The organism is Lactobacillus kullabergensis (assembly GCF_000967195.1).
In the GTDB taxonomy this organism is placed as follows: Bacteria; Bacillota; Bacilli; order Lactobacillales; family Lactobacillaceae; genus Lactobacillus; species Lactobacillus kullabergensis.
Genome location: NZ_KQ033871.1, coordinates 1,894,534 through 1,920,335, shown reverse-complemented (window position 1 = coordinate 1,920,335; position 25,802 = coordinate 1,894,534). Strand labels below are relative to the sequence as shown.

Sequence of the window (25,802 nt, the reverse complement as noted above, 5' to 3'; positions counted from 1 at the left end):
AATAAATATGCAGCTAGCGATAAACTTGCTATAACTATTTGTAATAAAAAGACCTAATCAAATAGCATTTTAAGTTGAAAGGTTTTCAGAGGATAATAAAGAATAGGTTTTTTCTATTAATAATACAAAAGAGGAAAGAGATCGGAATGAATATTATCAAAAATCATTTTTTTGAAGGTGAAAGAATTCTTTTTGGACTAAAAGATTCACAGCTGGAAGGAATAACTTTTGGTGAAGGTGAGTCGCCGCTTAAGGAAGCCAGCAAAATTGATATCAAGGATTCTATCTTTAAATGGAAGTATCCATTATGGTACGACAAGGACATTAATGTGGATAATACTGTATTTGAAACTATGGCTCGCAGTGGTATTTGGTATACCAAAAATATTGCTGTTAAAAATTCGGCTTTGCAGGCTCCAAAATTATTTAGAAGAGCAGAAAAAATAGTCCTAGATCATGTTCATTTTGCTAATGCTGCAGAAACAATGTGGACCTGTAAAGATATTAGGATTACCAATAGCCAAGTTAACGGTGACTATTTTGGTAAAGACAGTCAAAACATCTATCTTGATCACGTTAGTATTATTGGTAATTATGCTTTTGATGGTGCCCAAAATGTTGAAGTACATCATTCCACTTTTATTTCTAAAGATGCCTTTTGGAACTGTGAAAATGTTACTGTGTACGATTCAATAATAGATGGTGAATATTTGGCGTGGAACGGACAAAATATCAAATTTATCAATTGTAAAATTGAAAGCGACCAGGGGCTTAATTATATCGACCATCTGGAATTGAAAAATACCAGCTTAATTCACACGGATTTAGCCTTTGAATACGTTTCTAATATTAATGCTAGGGTTTCCAGCAAAATTGACAGTGTGAAAAATCCCATTTCTGGTAAAATTTCTGCTCCTGCAATCGGTAAATTAATTTTGGATCCCCAAAAAATTACTCCTAGTGAAACTGAAATTGACTGTGCTAAAATTGATGCGAAAGTTAATCATTCAGATGAAAATCAGAAACCGAAGGACTAAATATCATGAATAAGTTTGATTTTGTTAATGCACCAGATAGAAGCAATACAGATTCAGTCAAATGGCATGTCAAAAAGGGCTATTTACCGATGTCAATCGCTGATATGGATTTTAAAACAGCACCGGAAATAATTGCCGCAATGAAAAGGAAAGTTGATCTCGGTGTTTTTGGCTACGAGTGGCCTGAAGATGACTATTTTAAAGCAGTGGCGGACTGGTACGAAAAAGAACATGGTCATCGGCCTCAGCAGAAATGGCTGATTTTTACTACTGGGGTAGTACCCGCAATTTCTTCAATTGTACGGCGGGTTTCCCACATTGGCGATAACGTTTTAGTCCAAGCTCCCGTATATAATGTTTTCTACAATTCAATTGAAAATAATGGTCGACATGTTTTATCCAATGACTTGCAATTTGATGGTGAAAATTATGCAATCAACTGGGATGATCTCGAACAGAAATTAACTTTACCTTTGACAACACTGATGATTTTTTGTAATCCTCATAATCCTATTGGTAAGGTATGGACTCAAGAAGAGGTACAAAAAGTTGCAGAACTATGCTATCAGCATCATGTCATACTTTTGTCTGATGAAATTCATGGCGACTTGGTACGCAAAGGACCAGATTATGCCCCAACTTTTTCAGTAAATGGTCCTGCACGCGAAAATGTCATTTCATTAGTTTCACCTAGTAAAACTTTTAACGTTGCTGCACTACACGCAGCAACAGCGATTGTACCAAATAGTAATTTGCGCGCTATGGTTAATCGCGGCCTTAATAGTGATGAGGTAGCTGAACCAAATTTGCTAGCTATACCTGGAACAATTGCAGCCTATGAACATGGTCACAACTGGCTAGAGGCATTGATTAAGCAATTAAATGTTAATTTCACTTATGCTGAAGAATTCATCAATAAGAACCTTCCACAAGTTAAGGTAGTTGCAGGCGCAGCAACATACTTAATTTGGCTTGATGTAAGTCAAATTAGTAGCGACTCGCAAAAATTAGCAGAATACTTAGAAAAAACAACTGGTCTGGTTTTGTCACCGGGAAGCATTTATCGTGGAAATGGTCACGACTTTTTGCGTATGAATCTTGCTTGTCCCTTAACCATGGTCAAAGATGGCTTAGAACGATTAAAGGCGGGACTGACAGAATATTTGGCTTGAGAGCTTTAAAAAGACAACTATGGTAATTATCATAGTTGTTTTTATTGCCTAAAAATTTTAAGCGTATCAAAAATATTTATAGTATTTTTTAATCCTTACAGATGTTAAAACTATATGTTTCTAAAAATCATATTGTTTCATGTGAAACTGGAAAAGTAACGAGCTAAATAGTTAAAGTAGGCAATCATGTAGTATTTCCCGGGAAATATTGCCAAACTAGGAAATAACATAAAAAATTTGATTTAAATCTGTAGTTAAAAATTAAGAACTGCAGTTATCTTAGCAAAATGGAATATATAAATTGCTTTTCTTCAAATTTTTATTAAATGATATATAAGGAAAAATAAAAAGCCGTTTAAACTAATTAAAGTTAGCGCGACTTTTGGCTTTTTAAAAACTACTTTTAACTAAGATTAAGGGCAATTTGTGAGATTAAGGTGTCCATAAAGTACATACCAAAGAAAACAAAAATTGCGACGATTAAAATCTTCCAGGATATTTTAGTCAGTTCTTTCAAACGGTGGGTAACTGATATTCCAGCAAATGCTAGAACAGAGGTTGTTAGTGACAAAAAGTCTACAGCATTAATAACGCGAACGCAGTAGGGACTAAGCAAACAAAAAATTAAAGAAACAATTGAAACCCAACCTAGAATAGGAAAGCCCTGAATGATTTTCCAAGGTACTTTTTTCATCAGCATACTAATAACTATGCCTAATAGCGAAAAAAGCCATAACATACCTAAACCAATGAATGTGTCAGTAGTAATTGGTGTGCTTTTGGGATTTCTAATTAATTTAACCCATTGAACAAATAATACTAAGCTAACACTAAGTAAAAGAATGACAGCATCTTTAAATAATTCATATAAATTGTTTTCTTTAGTCATGATCTGGATAAACTTCTTTCTTTTTGTCTAGCAGGCTGGTGATGTGTGTGTACATGAATCTTTGCAGAGGCACTGCCAGGAAGTACATGATATAGGTGCCAATAAAACTAGTTAGTAACTGACTGGCCGCGGCAAAGGACAAAATAGTGTCACTGTGTTTTGGTACCAAAGCTGCTAAAGACGATGAAGCTGCAGTCATCATTGAACTAGAACCAACACCAGCACTCATTGCAACAGCTTTATAGTTAAAGCCCATTCCTAGAAGAAGTGGAGCAAGGATTGAAAAGATAATTGAACCAAAAATGGTACCAATTAAATAAATTCCGAGCACGCCACGACCCTCAGGGGAATTTAGCGTGTATTTTTCACTAATATATGCTAGTTCACCTTCACGGCCTAAGCCTAAGGTTGAACCTATAGCTTCTTCTCTTAAGCCAAGTAATAGCGCTACAGGTAAACCGAAGATAATCGTGCCTAAATTACCTAATTCGTGGACTAGAAAAACCCAACCAACAGAAATAATTTCGTTGATTTTAGGAGCCACATTTGCCCCATACCGTGCCATTAAAGGCAACATGATAAGAATCATGTATTTACCGGCAAATTGTACCCGTTTATCGTTATAGAGTTTTTTGATAGATTTTGCTGGAATTAAATAAACTAAAATGGCAATAATTACCGCAAATACTAGAGGTAAGATAGAGATTTCAATTTTGCCGATTTTAAATACTTGGGTACTAATCATTTCAGAAACTGTATCTATTAACAACACTAAAATGATTAGCGGACCATACGCTTTTAAATATTTCATTTTATTTTGCCATCTTTTCTAATTCAGTAAGATATTCTTCTTTTGTTTTCTTATAAGTTTTTACCTGATCTAAGTTATTTGAAATCTTAAGAATACTGTTAAAGACAAATTCAGGGAAAATTGCTAGTACAAATTCAGGATCAACTAGAGTAAAATCATCACCATGAATGGTTCCGTTCCAACCACCATAACCGATTTGGATGGTTGGTATTAAGAAACTAACATCTCCGATATCACCTGCCGCCATTGTGTAGCCTCGGTCTTCTATTAAACCGGTAATTTTTTCATTTGCAGAAAAGACGTCTTTCACTATAGCACTCATACTCTTACTGGAAATCAAAGGCAGGTAGCCAACTTGCCTTTCGCACTTAACTGAGCCACCGAGTGCTGAGGCACAGCCTTCTGCTGCCTGTTTAAAACGATTCATTAGTTTTTGTGCGTTATCTATGTCAAAAAATCGTAAGTCTGTCCCCATTTTAATGTGATCAGGAATAACATTAATTGATTCATGATTTTCGCCAACAATTACTGGATTAAATCTTATGCGATTGGGATCTTTAACTTGCTGACGTTGCAGAGCTAAAGCGGTATTAAATAATGTTGCTATGCTTTGAGCATTAATACCTGCATCTGGGGCGAAAGCCGCATGACTTGCCTTGCCATAAAAATCAAAATATTCAAAATTAAAGCCTGCAAGATCACAATTAATTTCGATAGTTCGTTCATCAAAGTCTTCACCTATCGCATGAACTGAAACACAATAGTCAATATCGTCAAAGATGCCGAGTTTGATAGCTTCTTGCTTTCCACCGAAGTAATCTAGTTTACCTGCCTCTTTTTGTTGTTTTCTCCAAGCAAGATCAACAAACTCTTCTGACGGAGTGAAGATAAAAGCTAGATTGGCCCCAAAATCCTCAAGTCGGTGATCGTTAATTACTTCATTCAAGATTGCAAGTGCAGTAGTGACTTGGGTGTAATGACCACAAGCTTGAGCAGCACCAGTAATTGTATCTGCTAATTTGTGATTGGGCTGATAGAGTGAATCTATTTCAGCGATAATTCCAATAGTTTTCTGGCTACCATTAGTTAATGCTACTTTTAAACCAGTATCTAGATAATGTTCGACTTTTAACTCAGGACTAATTTTGTGAATTTCATCTTCGATCTTTTTAGATGTTTTAAATTCTTTGTAACCAAGCTCTGGATTATGAAGTAAAAAATCAGCAGTTTCAGTTAGTTTAGCATAGTATTTTTGAAAACTTGACATTGTATCCTCACTTTTCGCTTTATTATTATCATATGTGGCAATAATAAGAATAAAATAAAATTAGCAACTATGCAAGAACAAAAATATTAGCTTGTGTTATTAAAGTTCGTATTTTATAATTTTTTCTATCAAAATATGTTACTAGAGGGTAGGTATTAATATTTGGACGAAAAGAAAAAATAAATTATTGAAATTACTAAAAAAGCAGATAAATCACATTTTGATGATTTATCTGCACCCGAAATTATAGTTTAAAAGTTGTTTTTAAAACAGAAATAGTTAAGAGCTTTATCTGTAAAAGTAAAAAATATAAAATATATTGCAATACAAATTAAAAATATCAGAAGATTTCTACCACTAGCCCAAAATGGCGAACAATTCGGTAAAAATTTTTCAACCAAAATGCTGCTTATCATTATGGAGAAAAAGTTTGCCAAAAACTGATAAAGTTTAAAGTGTTTGGGCTTACTTCTTGATCTTTTTTGATTTGCTGTTAGTTTTTGTTTATTTGTTTCCATAATTACACTCTATTTTTAAAATATAAAAATTGCAACTGGACTTAAAGCTAAAGCAGTCACTTCTGAGATTGCCATTTTATTAATTTTAAATTAATCATTCCTTTGCTTTTTAATTTTTGTACCGGTACCTTTTAAATTATATAAAAATTTTAATCATAGACAAGTGATTAATTTAATATAAATATTATTTATCTTATGATAATTATATCAATATTTTATATACGATTAAGATAACGTATATTATAAATATTGAAAAAGCTGCTATCAGATCAAGCTAATATACAAATTAAAGTAAATAATTGAAATGCTTTTATAATAAAAACAATTACTAAATTACATATTATCATTTGACTGAATTGATTTTTCAGTAGATAGTGGCAAAAGTTTTGTTTATAAATGCGGTTAGACTTAGTAATCGTCAGCTACTTGTTTGCTGAAAAGATAAAAATATATCAGTTAAAGAATTACAGATTATAAAGACTTTTATCATTGGATTAATGAACGATAGTCAATTTCTGTTTCATGTGAAACTTAATTATAATATGTACGCTTCCTCGATATTCTGAGTAATACCAAGTTAGCGTAATGAAAGTTAAGATAGTCTGACTGAAAAACATTATTTCTAAAATGACTTTTATGGAGATGATTACCATCAATCTTGGTAAATAGATTGAATATTGACCATGACCGTGTGTAAATGATGCAATAACAAAGTCTCCAGCTGAATATCAACGACATTTTTTGCTCACTTTTTCAACAATGCTCGATGTTTCATGCTTCGTAGTTGAATTTGCAGAAATTTTTGATATATCACAGAATCACCATAAATCAGATTCGTATACAGAGGAACGAACAACTTTTAAAATTGCATCATTTTCTGGTTAAAGTTTGGGCATAGGAAATTCTTTTAAATCACTCTGCTTAGTTTAATAAATGTTCCTGCTTTCATTTATACTAATTCTTTAGTAAACAGGCCGATCTTTTCCCTGTGTATCTGGATCGGCAATTCCAATGCTATCATTATCATATAATTCAGGATTGCGCACAATTTTTAAAATTACGTCTGCAATGCTTTTGCGTGAACCTGAAACACCAATATAGGGTTCATTATGAGTAGTGATAGAATATTTGATTTCGTTACGATCGTTGAGCCAGGGTAAACGTAAAGTAGTATAATGCAAACCAGATCTTGCTAAAAGTTTATCCGAGCTAATGGCAGCCTGTAGTCCCGGCATAACAAATTGGTGATTCCACCGGCCAAATTCACCGTCAACTTCGTTATATATACCCAGAATGTTAGCAAAAATTACACGTGAAACACGGTTAACTTTCATTGCTTCAATTACGTTTTTAGTAATGATATTGTCTTTAGTGTGATCTACAACGTCTACGAAAACTATATCTTGGTTATGCATAGCTTTATTAACGGCCTGATTGTCAGTTAAATCAACTTCCATTATTTGGGCTCTGGATTCCAAGGAAACTAAACGATGTGAATTACGCAAACCCAGAGTCAATTTGATATCTTGGAAATTATTTTCAGAAAGTATGCGGTTTTCAACAATTCGAGCTATTTGACCATTAGCCGCTAAAATTAAGAAATTCATAATTACACCCCTTTTTGTAATTAATGTTCAGTATAGTGGGTTCGAGCAACTCTAAGTCAAATTTTTTAATAAATGTCGTTTAGTTTAGTTGAAAGTGAAATATAAAAAACAAGTGCTTTATCCTATCTTGGTGAAGTTGCTAAAAAGGAGATACTAATGAAAAAATTGGTTTATTAAAATTTGTTAAACGTGACGAAAATGGAATTCGTGAATTTGAACCAAATGATCTGATAGCGATTTAGTACGATTATTTATCTAAGAAAAACGAGAATGCCATTTAAGGAAATTAAAAAGTATCTTTAACTAACAGAGAATGGTATTGATACAGTTGAGCAGCCAAGGAAATGTTTTTAAAACAGAAACAAAAAGTGATTAGCGGAAATATTGGCTGGAAAAGAAAAAGTGCAATAACTGCACTAAAGGTACATTATTACACATAATTTATATTATTTAAGTTTAAACAGAGTAGTTTGGGCAGGTTTGAAACAAAAGATTAACATTATTTTAATCATAATTATTTGCTTTTGACGGCAGCAGCATTAAGATAATAAACCAAATATCTCCAATGATTGGTACTATCATAATTAGAACCCACCAGCCAGAGCGATTAGTATCATGTAAACGACGAAAACGCAAAGATAGCATTGCAATCCAAACAACGAAGGAAATAATGAGAGAACTAGTCTTTATACTCCAATCGCCCCAATTATAAATATCATTAATTGAATGGCCTAATAGACCTTCAACTAAATGCATTAAAATAAAAGCTAATACCCAGTTAATAATTACTGGCCACCAATATTCAGACCGATTAGCAGTACCAGAAAAATTAAAGATATTCTGCCAGAATTTTTTATAAGATTTAAGCATTGAATTTTTCCTCCTGTTTATAGCTCATAAATTCATCATAGAACAAAGAAAGTAATAGAGCAAAGATAATGTATTTTTTGTGCATTAATAAGCAATATTTTTGTTTTATTATTATAAAAGCGGTATCTTGAACTTGAATTTATTGAAGGGAGAAAGTACAAATGGACAATAAATTATCAGACCCGTTAAAACGTTATCATCATGATGATTTTCCTAAGCAATCACAAGAATATCCTGGACTGCAAAGTAAAATGGATCCAGTACCTGCTGGAGACATGAATGACTATGAAGGCCACGGCTTATTAAAAGACCGCCATGCCCTTATTACAGGGGGTGACTCTGGTATTGGCCGTTCTGTAGCAATTGGCTTTGCTAAAGAAGGTGCTGATGTAGCTATTCAATATCTGCCAGAAGAAGAAGCTGATGCTAAAGATACAGCCGAATTGATTAAAAAGGCTGGACGTAAGGCGGTTTTGTTGCCAGCTGATTTCCGTAAACGCGGTGAAGCAACAAAAGTTGTTGAAAAAGCTGTCAAAGAATTCGGCAGCCTTGAATTGCTGGTGATGAACTCTGCTATCCAACAAAATGTTGATGGTTTAGAGAATTTGTCAATGGATCAAGTTCACGATACCTTTGAAGTTAATATCATCTCAATGTTTGAAATGGCTAAAGCGGCTGTACCGCATATGAAACCAGGCAGTGTAATTTTGACCTCGACTTCTTTAGAAGGATTCAGTCCATCACCAATATTGCTTGATTATGCTGCTACAAAAGCAGCAATTGTCAGCTTTTCTATTAATTTGGCTCAAAGCCTTGCTCCTAAAGGAATTCGCGTTAACAGCGTTGCTCCTGGTCCGGTTTGGACTCCTTTGCAGGTTTGTGGTGGCCAGCCAACTGATGCACTTGCTACATTTGGTCAAGAAGTGCTATTGAAGCGTGCTGGACAACCTGATGAAATAGCCCATGTTTATATTTTCTTGGCTTCAAACTTGGCAAGTTATGTGACAGGCCAAGTATATGGTGCCACAGGTGGACCAGCTATTAATTAAGGAATAATAAATAAAATTTAATTTCCGTTTTTGCTTCCGTGTAAGCAAAAGCGGATTTTTTAGCTAAATTTGCCTTTTGGATGGGTTTTCAGTATATTAAATAATTAATTAGTATTTAATATCCAAAAGTATGGAGGTGAAGAAATGAATAAAAGTATTTTTCAAAAAATAGCACTACTGTCGCAAAAAAATGCCAGGATTATTGCAGATGAGTGGCATTACGACGGACAATATGCTTTTTATGATATGAAAAATGATCAAGAAGATTATGATGAAATAATTTCTCCCAAAATGCGTAAAAATAACTACTTTCAGGTTTTGGATACAAACGACAACTTAGTCGCCTTCTTTTGTCTTGATCAAAATGACCAAAGAGAAGAGCAAGTTGAAATAGGATTAGGATTGGCTCCCAAATTGACTGGTCATGGGCTAGGCAGTGAATTTATTACTGTTATTGAAAATTTTGTCAAAAATAACTATGACTATAAAGTAATTGTTTTATCCGTTGCTGACTTTAATTTGCGTGCAATTAAAGTCTACCAAAGAGCTGGCTATGTCAAAAGAAATACTGAAATGGTACATTCAAATGGTGGCATCTATAAGTTTGATATCATGTCAAAGAAAATTTGAGCTAAATTTTATAGCTGGTTTATGAAAGAAATGAAGGAAAAATATGGACAAAACATGGCAAAAAATGTATGACGCAGCGAAAAAGGTGCAAGGGTTCACTGCCATTGGTCCTCATATGGAAGCTGGTGGAGTCGCTGCTGCTGTTCTAGCTGAATCAGGAAAAATTTATACTGGGGTTTGTGTTGATACAGCTTGTGGGTTAGGTGTCTGCGCAGAACGCAGTGCGCTTTTTAACATGATTACAGATGGTGAAACTAAAATTAGTAGAGTTTTAGCATTAATGGCAGATGGTAAAAATGGTGCTCCTTGTGGTGCTTGTCGCGAATTTATTGTTCAGTTAATGGAAAAGGATTATCTACAAGTTGAAATTATGCTGGACTATGAAAAGGACAAAGTCACTACAATGGGCGAATTAACTCCAGAATGGTGGCTATAATGGATAAAGAAGTAAAACAATTTTGGCAGGATTTTTGCCTTAAGCACAATTTGTCTGCCGGCACTAAAGTTGACGCTTGGGCTTTTGGTTCTAGTGAAAAAGATGCAGATGAATTGGCTGAGTTAGTTAAGAGAGGCATAAAAACTGCCACAACTTCAGAATATGTACCAGGTGATGAAGATATACCTAAAGTTGGCGATTGGAACATAATTCTCGATGGTCAAGGTAAACCCGTCTGTGTTGTCCAAGACAAAGTTGTAGAAATTATTCCGTATAATCAAATTTCCGCAGAGCATGCTTATCATGAAGGAGAAGGAGATCGCAGTTATCAATATTGGCGCACAGTTCATGATCAATTCTTTGAAGAAGAATTTAAAGCTAATGGGCAAAAATTTTATCCTCAAGCGCCAATGGTTTGTGAAACTTTTGCAAAGATTGATTAATTGGGACGTTGCAAAATGAAAAAAATATGATATAGTTAAAATAATTTAGAGAAAGAGGTTATTGCCAAAATGGAGAATTAATTTCTGGTTTTATTAGTAAGCAAAAAGTTTGATAGCCAAAGCTTTTGTCATGCTTTTTTGCCGATAATCAGAAATTAGTTTTGTTCTCTTTTGTGGTGATTCTTTAGTTTCACTAGCTTTTTGTGCACTGCTAATCAAATTATGGGCAATTTGGTTATCAGTGCTTTTTCTTTAGCAAAAAGCAGGTGTTAATATGGAATACATTAAAATTACTAATCTTAGAGTAGATTATCAAGGTGAGGTTTTATTTCAAGCTCCACATTTAAATGTTCAAGACCGACAAATAGTTGGTTTGATAGGTGATAATGGTGTAGGTAAAACTACGTTAGTCAACATTATTGCTGAAAAGCCTATAATTTTTGGGATAGAAGGGCAAGTTAAACGAAATTGTCATACTATTTTAGTACCCCAAATTTTAAATAACAGTGAGCAAAGTGGTGGAGAAAAAGAAAAAGCAGCTATTATTCAAGCATTACTTCAGTTAAATCAAACTCAGAATTCTCTGCTAATTTTGGATGAGCCGACATCTAATTTAGATATTGAGCAACAGAAATGGTTAATTAAAGTCTTAAACGGCTTAAAACAACCGCTTTTAGTAATAAGTCATGATCAGGTTTTTTTAAGCAAGCTTGTCAATGTTATTTGGCAGATCAAAAACCAGCAAGTTTATGAATTTAAAGGTACTTATGACGAATACCAGCAATTTCTTAGAGCACAAGAAAAAAGGCAGAACACTCAGTATTTTCAAAAACAAGTTGAGATTAAAAGACTAAAAAAGAACCAACAAAAATTTGAAACCAGGGCTAAAAAATCTACTAAGAAAAAGAAAAATATTTCCTGGTCTGATTGGAAAATAAAAGATAGTAGCGGTTTAGAGAAAAGTCTTTTTCGTAAAAGTACTTTACTGAAAAGGCGTATAGCTAAAGCAGAAACAACGCTGGAAAAGCCACAAGTTCATCATCCAATCACTTTGGGTAATATTGAAAACATGAACCTAGAGCTGTCACAGAAAAGCAGCATAGTCAGATTCAAGACTCAAGATGTTGCTGTTCATAAAAAGCAATTATTCAGTATAACTAAAGAACTGAAAATCAAAGGAAAAGAAAAAATAGCGTTAACTGGAAAAAATGGTGCTGGAAAATCAGTTTTTTTAGCAAAATTATTTCACAAAGAATTGGCTGTCTGGCTTAATCCACAGCTAAAAATGGGCTATTTCAAACAAAATATGGCGCAGGAAACTGAAGAAACAGCTACAGTAAAAGAGGTAATATATAAAAACAGCATTTTTAATAAAACCACTACAATGCAGCTTTTAGGTGACTTGCATTTGCAAAGATCTTTGGATAATCGCGTTAGTGCTTTGAGTGGAGGACAGCTGGTTTGTTATAAATTGGCAAAAGTGCTTTTAGGTGAGCATAACTTACTGGTCCTTGATGAACCGGACAATTTCTTAGACATTTCATCTATTAATGCTTTAGAAGAATTTCTAAGAAACTATCCGTTTGCTGTTATTGTAGTTTCTCACGATCAGAACCTGTTAAAAAACTTAAACTTTACTTCTTGGAAAATAAAAAATCACAAGTTAATAACTCCCAGTGATTTCTCGAGTAAAGAAAATGCTAAAATTGCTAATCAGATCAGTTTATTACAATTCAAATTAGACCAACTGATTTCCGATCCTAATGCTTCATTTAATGACATTGAAAATATTTCCCGGGAAATAAATAGAATTTCTAAAAAGAACTAAGTTTTATTAATTGGGGTAATAGCAGGAAAATTATTGTAGCTAAAACAATTAAAAAAATAAAATTAATTGTCAAAAAGCCTAATAATACTTGCCTGCTATGTACGTGGGCTTGCTTTAAAGCTAATAAATTTGCAAATGATGCTAATGGAGTCCCTAATCCACCGACATTAACGCCAAGAAAGATTGCAGTGATATCTGTGCTGAAGCGTGTAATTAGGAAAGTAGCCGGAACATTGCTGATTACTTGGCTCAATAATATACCAGTTAAATAGGTGATAAAGAAACTCTGTTTTAAAAGCTGGGTTACAAGCGTAATGATAAATTTTTGTCTTCCTAAAATGCCTACTATCAGGAAAAAGCCGATAAAAGTAATTAAAGTACCATAATCAACTTGTGTAAAAACAAAACGGTTTGTAATTAAAATGACTGCCACAACAGCAATTGTAGTATAAATTAGCGGTACGAAATGAAGTACTCCTGCAAGTGTAACTATTAGTAGTGCAAAAGCAATGATTAGAGAAATTGGTTTTACCTCATAGTCTGTTTGTTTTAAAACTGGAAGTGGAGTTGCTGGAATTACAAATGTTGTTAACAAAATTAAAACAAAACTAATTAGGAACAATGGGAGTGAAATTTTGAAAAAATTAGCCGTAGAAAGCTGATAATGATTATAGAGATAGAGGTTCTGCGGATTACCGAAAGGAGCCAATGCACTTCCTAGATTTGCTGCAATTGTGATTAGTGCCAAAGGAAAAGTAAATGGTCCATGAACCTGCTTGTGAATAACTAAAAATAATGGTATTAAGCTTAGGATCGCAACATCATTAGTTAAAAACATAGCTAAAAATCCTGCTAATAGAACTAATAACTGAGTAACTTGTCTATGGGTATGAGCTAGATTGATGATTTTTTGACTTAAGTAGTCCAATGCCTTAATGTTAATCAAATATTGTGTGACAAGCATTAAACTAAATAAAGATAAAATTGTTTGCCAGTTAACATCGGATATTTTTGGCAGGGTGCGACAAATCACACAAACTAAAAATAAAATTAGAAGAGTAGCCCACATTATTTTTTGCTGCTTAATGATTTTATTGACTGCTTTCATGCTGCATCACTCTTTTAGAAATAACCTGCTCAAAATTTTTAACTTAAATATTTTACTACGAAAAGTAAACAAGAGTTAATTTTTTACATAAATAACTATAAATTATTACTATGCTTCTGGTAAAAAAGATTTAAAAACAAAAGATACACTTAAATTGATAATAACTATTATAATATTAATAACTATTAGTATCAGCTTAAATGAGGAGAAAAAATGACGAAACCAATTATTGGCATTGCCGGATCTGAAATGATTGATTCTGGTGGAATGTTTCCAGGATACAGACGTAGTTATGTTAATGAAGACTATGTGGATTCTATTGTTAAAAATGGCGGAATTCCGTTTATAATTCCATTTACCGAAAATGACGACATTATAAAGAGCCAAATGGAATATGTTCAGGGTCTTATTTTAAGTGGCGGTCACGATGTTGACCCTCATCTATATGGTGAAGAATTATCGCCCAAAATAGGGCCGATTTGGCCTGAGCGAGATCACTTTGACATGCTTTTATTAAAAATTGCTGAAGAATCTAATAAACCCGTTCTGGGAGTTTGCCGCGGGGCACAGATTATTAATGTAGCACATGGCGGCAGTCTCTACCAGGATATTAGTTATCGCTCAGAGCAAACTCTAAAACACGAACAAGGTCATACACCTGATTTGCCTACTCACAAAGTAACAATTAAGGAAAACAGCTTATTAGCTAAAACATTGGGTAAGACTGAATGCATGGTTAATTCTTTTCACCATCAATTAATTAAAGACATAGCGCCAGATTTACTTGAAGTTGCGGATGCAAGCGATGGCGTCCCGGAAGGGCTTGAAAATAAACAGGGTACTGTTTTGGCGATTCAATGGCACCCAGAAATGTTACATAACAATCCTAATACTAAGTATATGAATAATTTATTTAAATTTGTGGTTGAAAATGCCAAGTAGGGAGTAAATATGACTCAAAACAAAAACGCAGGAGACAAACTTGGCTTTTGGTCGATTGTTCTTTTAGCTATTAACTCAATTATTGGTTCCGGTATCTTTTTAACACCTGGTAGTGTAGTTAGTCAGGCAGGGAGTAAAGCTTTAATTGTCTACTTCATTGCTGCAATTTTTGCCTCAGTCTTAGCTATTTCATTTTCAGCAGCCGCTAAATATGTCACCAAGTCTGGTGCTTCTTATGCATACTCTAAAGCTGCTTTTGGTAATAACGTTGGTTTTTATGTCGGCATTTTGCGTTACTTTTCTGCTAGTGTTGCCTGGGGAGTAATGGCTGTTGGTGTAATCAAATCAACTATTTCTATTTTTGGTGGCAATCCTGACAAATTTTTAAATGTCACCATTGGCTTCATTATATTAATGCTTGCAGTAACTGTAATTAACTTATTTGGACAAAAATTTGTAAAACTTGTGATGAACATGGCTACAGCAGGTAAATTAGCTGCATTAATTTTGATCATAGTGGCAGGTGTCATTTTACTTATTACCACTGGTGCCACACATAGTTTGTCGTCTGTTGACCAAATAACGCAAAATGGGCATAAAATAGTACCGGCTTTAACCACTACCGGTCTTGTTATGGCTGTTGTTTCTGCATTTTATGCTTTTACCGGTTTTGAATCAGTTGCTTCTGGTTCGGAAGATATGCAGGAACCAGAAAAGAATTTACCTAAGGCTATTCCACTGGCAATTTTGGTTATCGCTGCTATTTATATTGGAGTAGTCGCTGTAGCAATGGTTTTGGATCCTAAGGCGCTGATGACAACTAAACAAGTGGTGGCAATCAGTGCGATTTTTAAAAATGATATATTGCGGGATGTAATTTTAGTTGGGGCGCTCATTTCGATGCTAGGAATAAATGTTGCCTCTAGTTTTAATGCACCACGCATTTTGGAGGCAATGGCCCGTGAACATCAACTGCCAGCTACTTTAACCAAAAGAACTAAAAATAACTTTCCCATTAAAACTTTCTTTATTTCTGAAGCACTAGCAATTTTAGTACCCTTAGCTTTTCAATATAACATGACTAACTTGATTACATTGAGTGCTATGGTCAGATTTTTAGGCTTTATCATTGTTCCGCTGGCAGTAATATGCTTTTACTACGGTAAAAATAAGCAACCAATTTTACCGGCTCCTAAGAATATCATAACTGATATATTTGTACCAATTTTGTCAATAGTTTTAGTAATCTTTTTGCTGGTTAAATATAACTGGCAAGCACAATTTGGTATTATTGAGAATGGTAAAGTCGTTGGTGTTAACTGGTATGCAATTTTCATGATGATCTTTGGGTTCATAATTTTACCACTATTTATGTTTTGGTTTTCCAGAAAAGAAAGAAGCAATCAGCAATAGCTTTAGAAATTTACAGTAAAAAAACCGGACTAGAAAATACTAGTTCGGTTTTTTACACTGTTAATTAATGTATTTACGGAAGAAGTTTAGTTCATCTTCATTACATTTTTTGGCCAAGTCATCCTTTTGATTAACATGGAAAACGTGGCCTCGTGGATGTTCCTTATCACCATAGAAATGAAGTTCATGATAAATATTTTTGGCCTTCAGGTAGCCTGACAACATGTAGGCGTTATCACGCAAGAAATCATCTGTGCAGGTCATTAAGAAAAGCGGTGGCAGTGCTTGGGTTAAAAACTGTTCCGCATCTAATTCATCATGCTTATTTAACCGAATTTCTGGCCGAAAATAGGCTTCTGGTGCCCCAGTATATGAGGGAATTGCGGTTAGGAAGTAGGCGCCACAATTTAAAGCGGCAGCTTTAATTGTTAAACGGGGTACTGAATAACCAAAATACTTACGGTATTCATTGTTAGTGTATGCTGTTAAAATTTGTTCTCCCATTTGACCACCGGCACTGTCTCCAACAATAAAGACGTTATTTAGATCGAATTGATATTTTGTCGCATTTTCCTCTTGGGCTACCCAGTGAAATACACGGTTGATATCATCTAGTTCTCCGGGATAGGCCACATCTGGTGCTAATCGATAATTGGAATTAACTACGGCAAATCCTTCTTTAGCCAGAGCCAAGCAATAAAACTGATAAGTTTCTTTGGTGCCATATATCCAGCCACCACCGTGAATATTTACGATTACCGGTAATTTAGCATGGGTTCTATTCTTTGGTAAATAAACATCGAGTATCTGATACTTGGGATCCTTACCATAGGAAATATTGTCAAACCTTTCTACTTCCGGAATTTGTGTTGGCAATCCAGCATCGCGCTGATCATCACCTTTTTTAATTGCATTTCGTGTTTCTTCAACTAATTTTCGATAGTCAGGTTCTGACATTTTACAGCTCTCCTTTTTTGTAATCGCTTTAGTATTATATTTTACTTCAATATAAGTAAAAAAGAAGATCATAAATTAACGTCAAATCATCTCTTAGAAAATTTTCACTTTGTAAAATAATTGCTTACAATATTTTAAATTATTTTATAATTTATCTAGTTAAATTTTTAGCGATATCTAAAGCTGCTTTTCTGCCAGAATATGCACAGTACCCTGCGCAAGTGCCACAAATATTGGGACTGTAAGTGTCGCCACACAATTTTCCAGCCGCGTCTGCTCCAATAGCATATAATCCATCAATTATTTTTCCATTTCGATCTAGTACATGATTATCTAAATCAGTTTTTAGTCCACCTAGTGTTGTAAATGCACCAACTCCTAGATCAAAAGCATAAAATGGTCCCCTTTCTACTGAAACCAAAAAATGAGAATCTTTTCCAAAATCTTCATCAATACCCTTTTTACATAATTCATTATATCTTTCTACAGTAGGCTTTAAATTGGTCAAGCTTAGTTTTTTCACTAAATCTTCAATGCTGTTAGCTTTATGTATAAATGGTAATTTTTGTGTGAGAGCTTCATCAATTTGTTCTTGTAAGTGGCTGAGTGGCTTATTAGTGTCTTCATAATAGATTTCAATAATCTTCAATAGACCTTTTTTACTTAGATAATCCACAGTAGCTTGATCTATAATGCTATAAACAGCATTTTGATGAAGAAAAACATTCCCACAATCAGCAAAATTGTCTGTTACTTGTTCATTAACAAAGCGGTCGCCTTGTTCATTGACGAAAAGTAATGATTGTAATGACGCAGCGGTGTTCATTTCTGAATACCAGTATTTATATGGAGGATTAGTGGGGTCATTTAGATAGCCATTAAATGCCATTAAAGTTCCCTTTGCTACTCTTTGAGCACCAGCTGCCCAAGCAAGTTTTTGACCATCACCAGTGTTTTTGCCTGAATTAATATTAATAATTTTATCAGGATCGTATCCAGTTTCTTCTCTTAATAATTTTGGATTATTTAAAAATCCTCCTGTAGCAATAACTACGGCATTAGTAGATATTGCTTCTTCTGCTCCATTAGCTTCACTTTTAATAACTAATCCAGATACTTTTCCTTTTCCGTCTTTTAAAATTTTTTGTGCAGAAACAGAAACCTCAATTTCACAACCCACCTTTTTTACTGAAGGAATAATGTTTTTTTGAATTTGTTCTTTACCTTGTCCTTTTAGTAAGTGCCAAGTTACCATACCTGAGCCTAATTTAGTAACTTCGGTAAATTCCACTCCCATTTTTGATTGTAACCATTTTAGAGTCTCAGCACTTTCATTAAAGTATTCTTTCAAACTGCGACTGTCTGCTTCATAATGAGAATAATTTAATTCAGTTTGTACTAGTTGAGAAGGAGTATAATTTATGCCTTTTGCTTTTTGCATTTCTGTTCCAACTGCACATAAGCCTTCGACATAATTACCACTACCACCTAAATTTCGTCCCTTTTCTAGGACTAATGTTTTCAAGCCTTTATCAGCTGCTTGAAAAGCAGAAATTAAGCCAGATAGTCCTCCGCCTACTATTACTACATCATATTTATTTTTATTAGTTAACATATTACTTTACCTCTATTTCATAAACAAATCGCTTACAAATAAAATTTACCATTTTTCAAGTATATGTTATTATCCATTTTGCAATGACTAATAAGGAAAACTAATAAGTTACAATGAATATAGAACAATTATCAATTTTTATAAATCTAGCAGAAAATTTGAGTTTTACGCAAACAGCATTAAAACTAAATATATCTCAGTCGGCTGTTTCCCAAAATATTTCTAAATTGGAAAATCAATTAGGCTTTAAGCTTTTTATTAGGAATCGAAGAACAGTCAATTTAACAAAATCAGGTAAAATTTTTTATATTAATATCAAATCTCTTATCAATATATATTATAAAGCTAAACAAGAAGCTCAGCATGCTAACGATAACGATCAAACTGATTTAAGCATTGGCTATAGTGGCACACCATGGGAGATTGCAGAATTGCCTGGAATTATAAAAGAATATAAAAATGAAAATCCTACAGTAAAAATTTTTTTAGAAATACATAGTCATGAGAATCTCAAGCAAAGACTTAGTAATGGTGATCTTGATATAATATTTACTATGCCAGATATTGTCAGACACATGTCAGATTTACATTATATTAATTTAACAAATGGCCATTATGTAATCAGTATTCCTAAAAATGAAAATTATTTTTTTAATAAAGAAATTTATGTAAAAGATTTAGATTTTAAAAGTATTATTTTTCTTGATACACAATGGCTCCCTACAATTTCTATCAACTTGCAAAAAAAAATTAGCAAGCTAAATAAAAATATAGATATTACTTATGCTAATAATATAACCGCGGAAAACGCCATGGTGCAATCTGGTTTAGCATTAGGATTATGGTGTAATTTCGTCACTGATCCAAATGATTCAACTATTTATACTAGGCCACTTAAGACAGATTTAAAGCTCAGATACGGTATCGCTATTAGAAAAGATGATAATTCAAAAGCTGTATTGCATTTTAAAAACTGGATAAAAAAGAAAGAATTAACATGGAAATAAAATATTATTTTTTGTTATATTTAATATTAATATATTAACTTATTAATTTATATATTTAAACATAAGCCATAAAAAACCAAACTTGTTTAAGTTTGGTTTTTAAAATATCAGCTACTTTAGTTATTATTCACAGCAATAAAATTCTGATATGCTTCATTCTCTGAAGTAGTGGTAATCTTAAAATTATTAAAATCAGGCTGCTTCTGGTGCAAGGTACTTTCTGCAACGTCAATGTAATGTGTAACTGTCGCATTTCCAATTAATTCAATCCAATAGCTATTGGCGTTGCTATGTACCTTTATTTGGACAAATCCTCCGGGATTTGAAACAGTCAGCAATTTATCAAACAGATCCTCTGACTTGTTAGTCAAAGCGTAAATTAAGCTTGCTGCAGACATGCCAGTACCACAAGCATTGGTAAAACCAACACCGCGCTCAAAAGTGCGAACGAAAAGGTGGTCAGAACTCAGAACTTGAGCAAAACTGACATTTACTCCATCTGGAAAATAAGGATTTTTATGATTTAATTTTGTTCCTAAATTTGCTAACAAGTCACTTTTTAAAACATCATCTGAAACTAAACTAATCAAATGAGGGTTGGGGACAGCGACTGCTGAAAAGGTTAACTTGGGTGCAAATTCAGGTATTGCTTGGTTTAGTAGTTCAGAGCAGCCTAAGTTGGTAAAAGGAAGATCTGCAGCTGCAAAACTAACCGGACTAATTTCGACACTGACTGCTTTAACGTTTTGCGCCCAGTCCGGCTGACAACTAACACGTAAATCACTTTGCATTGTTTCAACCTTGAAAGATTTTTTGTGAAATTTTTGCGCTAGATAACGGCCCACAGTCCGTAAGCCATTGCCACACATGGAAGCAAAAGAACCATCAGCATTAATGACCTGCATTTTGCCTAAAGCTTGTGGATGATGCGAATTGCTGACTACTAACAGACCATCAGCTCCGTTTAATAATCCAGTGGCAGAGTTAGTTATTTGCCGAGCCAAATTAACTAATTCATTTTTAGTTAAAGGGTTTTGCAATTGTGTTTGATCTAGTAGAAAAAATTTATTCTGTGAACCGTGAACTTTTTGTAGTTGTACCATAAAAATTGCTCCTTAAATTAATTAAAAAAACTGGTGGTAAATTTCTCTAACAGCAGCAGCTGCGTCCGCTTTTTTGGTACCCAGCATAATTGAGATTCGTGAAGCACCTTGGTTAATCATATGAATTGCAATATGCTTTTGTGCCAGAGGCAGCGTGATATTCTTCATTACGCCAATTTTGTTTTTCATTCCTTCTCCTACAACCATGATAATGGCATAGTCATCGATCCACTCTAATTGATCAGGATTAAGTGCCTGTTGAATTTCAAAACACATTTGCTGGCGAATTTGCTCATTAAATTGGCGTTTGTCAAAAATCACAGTTAAATCATCAATTCCTGAAGGCATGTGCTCATAAGATATATTAAATTTATAAAAAATTTGTAGTAATTTAAGAGTAAAACCAACCTGTTTATTTAGCAAGTATTTATGTAAATATAATGCTGCAAAATGACCAGAACTAGCTACTCCTGTAATTGTACTTTGAGGCTGGAAGTTATTTTCAGGTACGATCATTGTTCCCGGTAAATCTGGGTGATTGGTATTTTTGACATTAATTGGTATTTGTCCTTCAATTGCAGGAATAATAGCTTCATCGTGAAAAACTGAAAAGCCCGCATATGACAGTTCTCGCAACTCGCGGTATGTCATAACATTAACAGCGTGGGGATGCGTAACTATTCTAGGATCAGCAGCGTAAATAGCATCGACATCAGTGAAATTTTCATAAAGGTCAGCATCAAGTCCCCGTGCCCAAATTGCTCCGGTAATATCAGAACCACCACGAGAAAAAGTAGCAATTAAACCGTCTTGAGTAACACCATAAAAGCCAGGAACAATTAATAAGTCTGAAGTTTGAGTCCACTTCTGCAAATTGCTGTAAGTTTCCGGCAAAACCTGGGTGTCATTAGGATTATCAGTCACTATAAAGCCAGACTCTTTCGGGTCTAAGAAACGAGCGGGTAGATGTAAACTTTGTAAAATTAAAGTCAGAAGCTGTGCATTTAGTTTTTCTCCATGTGCTTTAAAGCCTGCCATTAAAAAATCTTTACTTGGATAAGAAACTTGAGGCAGATTATGTAATTCCTGCAATAGAGGCTTTAGTAATTGTTCGGGTATTTTAAAATAAGCGGCAATGTCATGATACCTGGACCAAATTGTTGTAACAGTTTCACTATAATTTTGTTTATTAATTGTTTCCTGGGCATATTTTATTAATAAATCTGTTACTTTAGTGTCATTTTTATATCTTTTTCCTGGCGCTGAAGTAACTACAATTTTACGAGCCGGATCAGCATTAATAATTTTTAAAACTTTTTGAAACTGTTCTCCGTCAGCTAGAGAACTACCACCAAATTTTACAACTTTCATGTTAATACCTTTCACAATTAAATTTAATTTAAGTAATTAGTATTGGATTTTAACATTAAAATTTTAATCTTCAACTGAAAAAGAAAGTTGCTAATTAATAACGCTATTATTTCTCTTAAGAAAACTTTGGTAAAAAGACTCTCGATAAATGCCGGTCTTAATAGCATTTGTTATAACTTTAAAAAAATCAATTGTAAAAAATAATTTTGCGGATTTGAAAATCAAAAAATATTTACCAGCAAAAATGGTTGACAATCATATTAATTAATAATAATATTTTAATAAATCGAAGAGGTTGCAACCAACAAAAGTAGCTGGTGGAGTTTCTGCAAAAACTAAGAAGCCAGTTAAAGGGGCGGTTGCCGAAGCATTAATTATTGCGGTAATTAATTAGCTGGGACGTAATCTAACAGGTTACGAACTGTCGCAATTTTATATTCGCGGAGCGCTATCGACAAAATTGATACCAGATAATAACTTGAAGGACTCTTTTGTTAAGCACAACAAAAGAGCCTTTTTTATTTAACAAAAGGGAGAGACTTAAATGGCTGCTAATGATTATTACCAGACTAACGCTCAAGGTCACTTAGCAATTGGTGGGGTAGATGCATTGAAACTGGCAAAAGAATTTGGTACTCCATTAGTTGTTTATGACGTACAAAAAATCAAACAGCAATTTCAGGCTTTCCAAAATGCATTTGCAGAAGAAAATGTGAATTATGCAATTAGTTATGCCAGTAAGGCTTTTGCTACAATTGCGATTTATCAGGTAATTAATGAACTTGGCGGACATGTTGATGTTGTTTCTGGCGGCGAATTGTATACAGCCTTAAAAGCAGGATTTCCGGCAGAAAAAATCAGTTTTCATGGTAATAATAAGACAGCAGATGAGTTATTAATGGCTGTGCAAAACCATGTCGGTGTCATTGTTTTAGATAATTTTTATGAAATTAAGTTGCTGACGCAAATTTTGCAAAAAACAAATGCTCAAGTGCAAGTAATGCTGAGGCTAACTCCAGCTGTCTCAGCACATACTCACGAGTATGATCAAACTGGTCAAGAGGACAGTAAATTTGGTTTTGATATTAGATCAGGCCAAGCCGAGCAGGCATTTTTAGAGGTAAAAGCTAATAAACAGATGGACTTGATTGGCTTGCATGCACATATCGGTTCACAAATTTTGGAAACAGCGGGTTTTAAGCTGGAAGTTGAAAAACTTATGCAACTGGTCAATAACTTGAAACAAAAATATGATTACCAGCCTCAAGTCTTAAATTTAGGTGGCGGGTTTGGCATTAGATATACCAAGCAGGACAAAGCTTTGACTGCGCAAACTTTTATCAGTCAAATAGTGCAGACAGTTAAAAAATGCATACAAGAAAGTCACTTAAAAATGCCGGCTATCTGGATAGAACCGGGTCGTTCAATTGTAGGAGAGGCTGGTTATAGCTTATATACAGTTGGTGCACGCAAAGAAGTACCGGGACTATTGCCTTACGTTACAGTAGATGGTGGTATGGGAGATAATATCAGACCGGCACTTTATCAAGCACAATATGAGGCATTATTAGCAGAAAATCCTCATGCAGAGCCTGAAGAAACTGTCAGACTGGCAGGGCGCTATTGTGAATCAGGCGATATTCTTATTAACGAACTGGCACTGCCTCAAAGTAAACCAGGTGATGTAATTGCAGTTCTGGCAACTGGGGCTTATGGCTATAGTATGGCTTCAAATTACAACCGTGTTCCACGGCCAGCCGTTGTATTTGCAGAAAATGGTCAAGCACAAGTAGTAGTTACACGTGAAACTTATGCGGATCTAATCAACCATGATCGCTTTTATCAAACGAAAGGATAATTAATAAATATGAAAAAAATGTCGGCTGCTGAAATCATTGATTTCATTGCTAATTCAACCAAAAAAACACCAGTTAAAGTATATGTCAAAGGTGAGATGGCTAAGTTAGACTGGCCTGAAAACTGCAAAATTTTTAATGAAACTCACACTGGTGTCGTTTTTGGAGATTGGCAAGTCTTGGAACCTTTTTTAGAAAAAAACGCCAAGAAGATAACATATTATCAAGTGGAAAATGTCAGTCGTAATTCTGCCATTCCATTATTGGATTTAAAAAATATTTCCGCCAGAATTGAACCGGGTGCGCTTATCCGTGAAAACGTTGAGATAGGGAAAAATGCTGTAATCATGATGGGTGCAGTCATTAATATTGGTGCGGAAATTGGTGAAAATGCCATGATTGATATGAATGCTGTTTTGGGCGGTAGAGCAATCATTGGTGCTAACAGCCATGTAGGAGCGGGTGCCGTAATTGCCGGAGTTGTCGAACCGGCTTCAGCACAACCTGTGAAAATTGGCAAAAACGTTTTGATTGGTGCTAATGCCGTGGTTTTAGAAGGAGTCCAAGTTGGCGACCATGCGGTAGTAGCCGCCGGGGCGGTAGTAACAAAAGATGTACCTGCGAACAGCGTCGTTGCCGGAGTGCCGGCAAAAGTTGTTAAAATGCGTGATCAAAAAACTGCCTCTAAGACAGGAATTGAACAGGGATTAAGAAAGCTGTGAATTAATGTTAACTTCTGAGCAACTTGTTAAAATCCGCCGCGATTTACATCAAATCCCTGAATTAGCCTTGCATGAACACCAAACACAAAAATATTTATTACAGATTATTGGCAATTTTACTCAAAAATATATTGAAGTTCGCACATGCCCTGAGCTGCCCACAGCAATATTGGTCAGGGTTCAGGGAAGCAAACCGCAAAAAACAATTGGTTATCGAGCAGATATAGATGGTCTCCCAATTAAAGAAGATACCGGCTTGGCGTTTGCTTCTCAAACTCAAGGTCAAATGCACGCCTGTGGTCACGATATCCACATGACGGTAGCCCTAGGAATTTTGGCTTATTTTTGTGAACATCAGCCACAGGATAATTTGCTTTTCTTTTTTCAACCAGCTGAAGAAAGTGAAAGTGGCGGTAAAAAAGCCTATGAAGCTGGAATTTTTTCTGGTAAATGGCGTCCAGACGAGTTCTTTGCCTTGCATGTTACTCCTGATTTGCCTACTGGCACAATTGGCTGCCGTTTGGGAACATTATTTGCGGGGACAACTGAAATCAATATTGATTTATATGGTAAAGATGGACATGCCGCATATCCACAGCAAGCTAACGATATGGTAGTAGCTGCTGCTTCTTTAATAGAACAAATTCAGACAATTGTCTCACGTAGTATTGATCCCATTGCAAGCGGAGTTATCACAATAGGAAAGGTCAGGGCTGGAACAGTTAGAAATGCTATTGCAGGTCATGCTCATCTAGAAGGAACTATTCGCGGACTAACCCAAAAAATGATTGAAAGAATCGATCAACGCCTGCGGGATGTGACTCAAGGAATAGCGCAGAGTTTTAATGCTAAGGTTGATTTGCAGCTTAATCAGGGTGGTTATTTGCCAGTTGAAAATGACCCCCAAATTACAGCAGAATTCATTAATTATATGAAGAAAAATCCTCAAATTAACTACCAAGAGATGCAACCGGCTATGACAGGGGAAGACTTTGGCTACTTACTGGCACAAATTCCCGGTACTATGTTCTGGCTGGGAGTGAACGATAATTCTCAACTCCATTCTGCAACCTTTAATCCACACGAAGAAGCAATAGTAATAGGAATTAAAGCAATGGTAGGTTTTTTACTGAGTCATATGTAGCTCAAAA

23 protein-coding genes and 1 riboswitch are annotated in these 25,802 nt (G+C 34.6%); of the genes, 13 read left to right on the top strand and 10 right to left on the bottom strand.

From position 1 onward, the window contains the following. The first annotated feature begins 146 nt into the window (after positions 1 to 146). Both JF76_RS09445 and JF76_RS09440 read left to right on the top strand, forming a co-directional pair. Positions 147 to 1,037: a DUF3737 family protein gene (locus tag JF76_RS09445; protein ID WP_045928809.1), complete on the top strand. Its 891-nt coding sequence runs from the start codon at positions 147 to 149 to the stop codon at positions 1,035 to 1,037. Between the two features lie 5 nt (positions 1,038 to 1,042). Then, entirely contained in the window at positions 1,043 to 2,209 is a 1,167-nt protein-coding gene (locus JF76_RS09440) for a MalY/PatB family protein (RefSeq protein ID WP_045928808.1), read from the top strand. Positions 2,210 to 2,612: 403 nt separating this feature from the next. Here JF76_RS09440 and JF76_RS09435 read toward each other — a convergent pair whose 3' ends face one another. The 5 genes from JF76_RS09435 to JF76_RS09410 form a co-directional block, all read right to left on the bottom strand. Next, the gene (locus JF76_RS09435; protein WP_045928807.1) at positions 2,613 to 3,098 is read right to left on the bottom strand and encodes a hypothetical protein; all 486 of its coding nucleotides are present in this window, start codon (positions 3,096 to 3,098) and stop codon (positions 2,613 to 2,615) included. Beyond that, positions 3,091 to 3,909: a DUF3100 domain-containing protein gene (locus tag JF76_RS09430; protein WP_045928806.1), complete on the bottom strand. Its 819-nt coding sequence runs from the start codon at positions 3,907 to 3,909 to the stop codon at positions 3,091 to 3,093. Before JF76_RS09430 ends, JF76_RS09435 begins: the two co-directional genes overlap by 8 nt. Position 3,910: 1 nt before the next feature. After that, entirely contained in the window at positions 3,911 to 5,176 is a 1,266-nt protein-coding gene (locus JF76_RS09425) for a M20/M25/M40 family metallo-hydrolase (RefSeq protein WP_045928805.1), read from the bottom strand. 1,480 nt (positions 5,177 to 6,656) lie between these two features. After that, positions 6,657 to 7,301, bottom strand: a complete 645-nt coding sequence (locus JF76_RS09415) for an NAD(P)H-binding protein (protein ID WP_045928803.1) — start codon at positions 7,299 to 7,301, stop codon at positions 6,657 to 6,659. 504 nt (positions 7,302 to 7,805) lie between these two features. Beyond that, positions 7,806 to 8,171, bottom strand: a complete 366-nt coding sequence (locus tag JF76_RS09410; protein WP_045928802.1) for a DUF805 domain-containing protein — start codon at positions 8,169 to 8,171, stop codon at positions 7,806 to 7,808. A gap of 161 nt (positions 8,172 to 8,332) precedes the next feature. Here JF76_RS09410 and JF76_RS09405 point away from each other — a divergent pair, with 161 nt between their 5' ends. The 5 genes from JF76_RS09405 (at position 8,333) to JF76_RS09385 (ending at position 12,557) form a co-directional block, all read left to right on the top strand. Further along, complete coding sequence (locus JF76_RS09405; RefSeq protein WP_045928801.1) at positions 8,333 to 9,220, top strand: SDR family oxidoreductase; 888 nt, start codon at positions 8,333 to 8,335, stop codon at positions 9,218 to 9,220. A 144-nt stretch (positions 9,221 to 9,364) separates the two neighbouring features. Further along, the gene (locus JF76_RS09400) at positions 9,365 to 9,850 is read left to right on the top strand and encodes a GNAT family N-acetyltransferase (protein ID WP_045928800.1); all 486 of its coding nucleotides are present in this window, start codon (positions 9,365 to 9,367) and stop codon (positions 9,848 to 9,850) included. A gap of 43 nt (positions 9,851 to 9,893) precedes the next feature. Then, on the top strand, positions 9,894 to 10,286 hold the full coding sequence (locus JF76_RS09395) for a cytidine deaminase family protein (RefSeq protein WP_045928799.1): 393 nt from the start codon (positions 9,894 to 9,896) through the stop codon (positions 10,284 to 10,286). Further along, complete coding sequence (locus JF76_RS09390) at positions 10,286 to 10,729, top strand: ASCH domain-containing protein (RefSeq protein ID WP_045928798.1); 444 nt, start codon at positions 10,286 to 10,288, stop codon at positions 10,727 to 10,729. Before JF76_RS09395 ends, JF76_RS09390 begins: the two co-directional genes overlap by 1 nt. A gap of 274 nt (positions 10,730 to 11,003) precedes the next feature. Next, complete coding sequence (locus JF76_RS09385) at positions 11,004 to 12,557, top strand: ATP-binding cassette domain-containing protein (RefSeq protein WP_045928797.1); 1,554 nt, start codon at positions 11,004 to 11,006, stop codon at positions 12,555 to 12,557. Here the strand turns inward: JF76_RS09385 and JF76_RS09380 are convergent. After that, a complete protein-coding gene (locus JF76_RS09380) occupies positions 12,544 to 13,665 on the bottom strand; it encodes an SLC13 family permease (protein WP_045928796.1) in 1,122 nt (373 codons plus the stop codon). The two genes, JF76_RS09385 and JF76_RS09380, sit on opposite strands and share 14 nt — an antisense overlap. Positions 13,666 to 13,878: 213 nt before the next feature. Between JF76_RS09380 and JF76_RS09375 the strand changes: the two genes are divergently transcribed. Further along, positions 13,879 to 14,607 (top strand): gamma-glutamyl-gamma-aminobutyrate hydrolase family protein, encoded by a 729-nt coding sequence (locus JF76_RS09375; RefSeq protein ID WP_045928795.1) that lies wholly within the window; start codon positions 13,879 to 13,881, stop codon positions 14,605 to 14,607. Between the two features lie 9 nt (positions 14,608 to 14,616). Then, positions 14,617 to 16,020 (top strand): APC family permease, encoded by a 1,404-nt coding sequence (locus JF76_RS09370; protein ID WP_045928794.1) that lies wholly within the window; start codon positions 14,617 to 14,619, stop codon positions 16,018 to 16,020. A gap of 60 nt (positions 16,021 to 16,080) precedes the next feature. Here JF76_RS09370 and JF76_RS09365 read toward each other — a convergent pair whose 3' ends face one another. Beyond that, a complete protein-coding gene (locus tag JF76_RS09365; protein ID WP_045928793.1) occupies positions 16,081 to 16,977 on the bottom strand; it encodes an alpha/beta hydrolase in 897 nt (298 codons plus the stop codon). Positions 16,978 to 17,128: 151 nt separating this feature from the next. Next, positions 17,129 to 18,592 (bottom strand): vinyl phenol reductase, encoded by a 1,464-nt coding sequence (gene vprA, locus JF76_RS09360; protein ID WP_045928792.1) that lies wholly within the window; start codon positions 18,590 to 18,592, stop codon positions 17,129 to 17,131. Between the two features lie 113 nt (positions 18,593 to 18,705). Between vprA and JF76_RS09355 the strand changes: the two genes are divergently transcribed. Continuing rightward, on the top strand, positions 18,706 to 19,599 hold the full coding sequence (locus JF76_RS09355) for a LysR family transcriptional regulator (protein ID WP_045928791.1): 894 nt from the start codon (positions 18,706 to 18,708) through the stop codon (positions 19,597 to 19,599). Positions 19,600 to 19,715: 116 nt separating this feature from the next. On the opposite strand, the gene dapF is transcribed toward JF76_RS09355, so the two are convergent. Further along, positions 19,716 to 20,702: a diaminopimelate epimerase gene (dapF, locus tag JF76_RS09350; protein ID WP_045928790.1), complete on the bottom strand. Its 987-nt coding sequence runs from the start codon at positions 20,700 to 20,702 to the stop codon at positions 19,716 to 19,718. A 21-nt stretch (positions 20,703 to 20,723) separates the two neighbouring features. After that, positions 20,724 to 22,073, bottom strand: coding sequence for an aspartate kinase (locus JF76_RS09345; protein ID WP_045928789.1), 1,350 nt, complete (start codon positions 22,071 to 22,073; stop codon positions 20,724 to 20,726). Positions 22,074 to 22,354: 281 nt separating this feature from the next. Beyond that, positions 22,355 to 22,533, top strand: a riboswitch (Lysine riboswitch). Positions 22,534 to 22,617: 84 nt separating this feature from the next. On the opposite strand from JF76_RS09345, the gene lysA reads away from it, so the two are divergent. Genes lysA through JF76_RS09330 form a run of 3 tightly spaced genes read left to right on the top strand, consistent with a single transcriptional unit; the run spans position 22,618 to position 25,795 of the window. Then, entirely contained in the window at positions 22,618 to 23,931 is a 1,314-nt protein-coding gene (gene lysA, locus JF76_RS09340; protein ID WP_045928788.1) for a diaminopimelate decarboxylase, read from the top strand. A 9-nt stretch (positions 23,932 to 23,940) separates the two neighbouring features. Further along, positions 23,941 to 24,651 (top strand): 2,3,4,5-tetrahydropyridine-2,6-dicarboxylate N-acetyltransferase, encoded by a 711-nt coding sequence (dapD, locus tag JF76_RS09335; protein ID WP_045928787.1) that lies wholly within the window; start codon positions 23,941 to 23,943, stop codon positions 24,649 to 24,651. 4 nt (positions 24,652 to 24,655) lie between these two features. Then, entirely contained in the window at positions 24,656 to 25,795 is a 1,140-nt protein-coding gene (locus JF76_RS09330) for an N-acetyldiaminopimelate deacetylase (RefSeq protein WP_045928786.1), read from the top strand. Positions 25,796 to 25,802: the final 7 nt, after the last annotated feature.

Excerpts from the sequence above, each read along its gene's own strand:
- JF76_RS09445 (WP_045928809.1), top strand. The coding sequence starts at position 147 with ATGAATATTATCAAAAATCATTTTTTTGAAGGTGAAAGAATTCTTTTT.
- JF76_RS09440 (WP_045928808.1), top strand. The coding sequence starts at position 1,043 with ATGAATAAGTTTGATTTTGTTAATGCACCAGATAGAAGCAATACAGAT.
- JF76_RS09435 (WP_045928807.1), bottom strand. The coding sequence starts at position 3,098 with ATGACTAAAGAAAACAATTTATATGAATTATTTAAAGATGCTGTCATT.
- JF76_RS09430 (WP_045928806.1), bottom strand. The coding sequence starts at position 3,909 with ATGAAATATTTAAAAGCGTATGGTCCGCTAATCATTTTAGTGTTGTTA.
- JF76_RS09425 (WP_045928805.1), bottom strand. The coding sequence starts at position 5,176 with ATGTCAAGTTTTCAAAAATACTATGCTAAACTAACTGAAACTGCTGAT.
- JF76_RS09415 (WP_045928803.1), bottom strand. The coding sequence starts at position 7,301 with ATGAATTTCTTAATTTTAGCGGCTAATGGTCAAATAGCTCGAATTGTT.
- JF76_RS09410 (WP_045928802.1), bottom strand. The coding sequence starts at position 8,171 with ATGCTTAAATCTTATAAAAAATTCTGGCAGAATATCTTTAATTTTTCT.
- JF76_RS09405 (WP_045928801.1), top strand. The coding sequence starts at position 8,333 with ATGGACAATAAATTATCAGACCCGTTAAAACGTTATCATCATGATGAT.
- JF76_RS09400 (WP_045928800.1), top strand. The coding sequence starts at position 9,365 with ATGAATAAAAGTATTTTTCAAAAAATAGCACTACTGTCGCAAAAAAAT.
- JF76_RS09395 (WP_045928799.1), top strand. The coding sequence starts at position 9,894 with ATGGACAAAACATGGCAAAAAATGTATGACGCAGCGAAAAAGGTGCAA.
- JF76_RS09390 (WP_045928798.1), top strand. The coding sequence starts at position 10,286 with ATGGATAAAGAAGTAAAACAATTTTGGCAGGATTTTTGCCTTAAGCAC.
- JF76_RS09385 (WP_045928797.1), top strand. The coding sequence starts at position 11,004 with ATGGAATACATTAAAATTACTAATCTTAGAGTAGATTATCAAGGTGAG.
- JF76_RS09380 (WP_045928796.1), bottom strand. The coding sequence starts at position 13,665 with ATGAAAGCAGTCAATAAAATCATTAAGCAGCAAAAAATAATGTGGGCT.
- JF76_RS09375 (WP_045928795.1), top strand. The coding sequence starts at position 13,879 with ATGACGAAACCAATTATTGGCATTGCCGGATCTGAAATGATTGATTCT.
- JF76_RS09370 (WP_045928794.1), top strand. The coding sequence starts at position 14,617 with ATGACTCAAAACAAAAACGCAGGAGACAAACTTGGCTTTTGGTCGATT.
- JF76_RS09365 (WP_045928793.1), bottom strand. The coding sequence starts at position 16,977 with ATGTCAGAACCTGACTATCGAAAATTAGTTGAAGAAACACGAAATGCA.
- vprA (WP_045928792.1), bottom strand. The coding sequence starts at position 18,592 with ATGTTAACTAATAAAAATAAATATGATGTAGTAATAGTAGGCGGAGGA.
- JF76_RS09355 (WP_045928791.1), top strand. The coding sequence starts at position 18,706 with ATGAATATAGAACAATTATCAATTTTTATAAATCTAGCAGAAAATTTG.
- dapF (WP_045928790.1), bottom strand. The coding sequence starts at position 20,702 with ATGGTACAACTACAAAAAGTTCACGGTTCACAGAATAAATTTTTTCTA.
- JF76_RS09345 (WP_045928789.1), bottom strand. The coding sequence starts at position 22,073 with ATGAAAGTTGTAAAATTTGGTGGTAGTTCTCTAGCTGACGGAGAACAG.
- lysA (WP_045928788.1), top strand. The coding sequence starts at position 22,618 with ATGGCTGCTAATGATTATTACCAGACTAACGCTCAAGGTCACTTAGCA.
- dapD (WP_045928787.1), top strand. The coding sequence starts at position 23,941 with ATGAAAAAAATGTCGGCTGCTGAAATCATTGATTTCATTGCTAATTCA.
- JF76_RS09330 (WP_045928786.1), top strand. The coding sequence starts at position 24,656 with ATGTTAACTTCTGAGCAACTTGTTAAAATCCGCCGCGATTTACATCAA.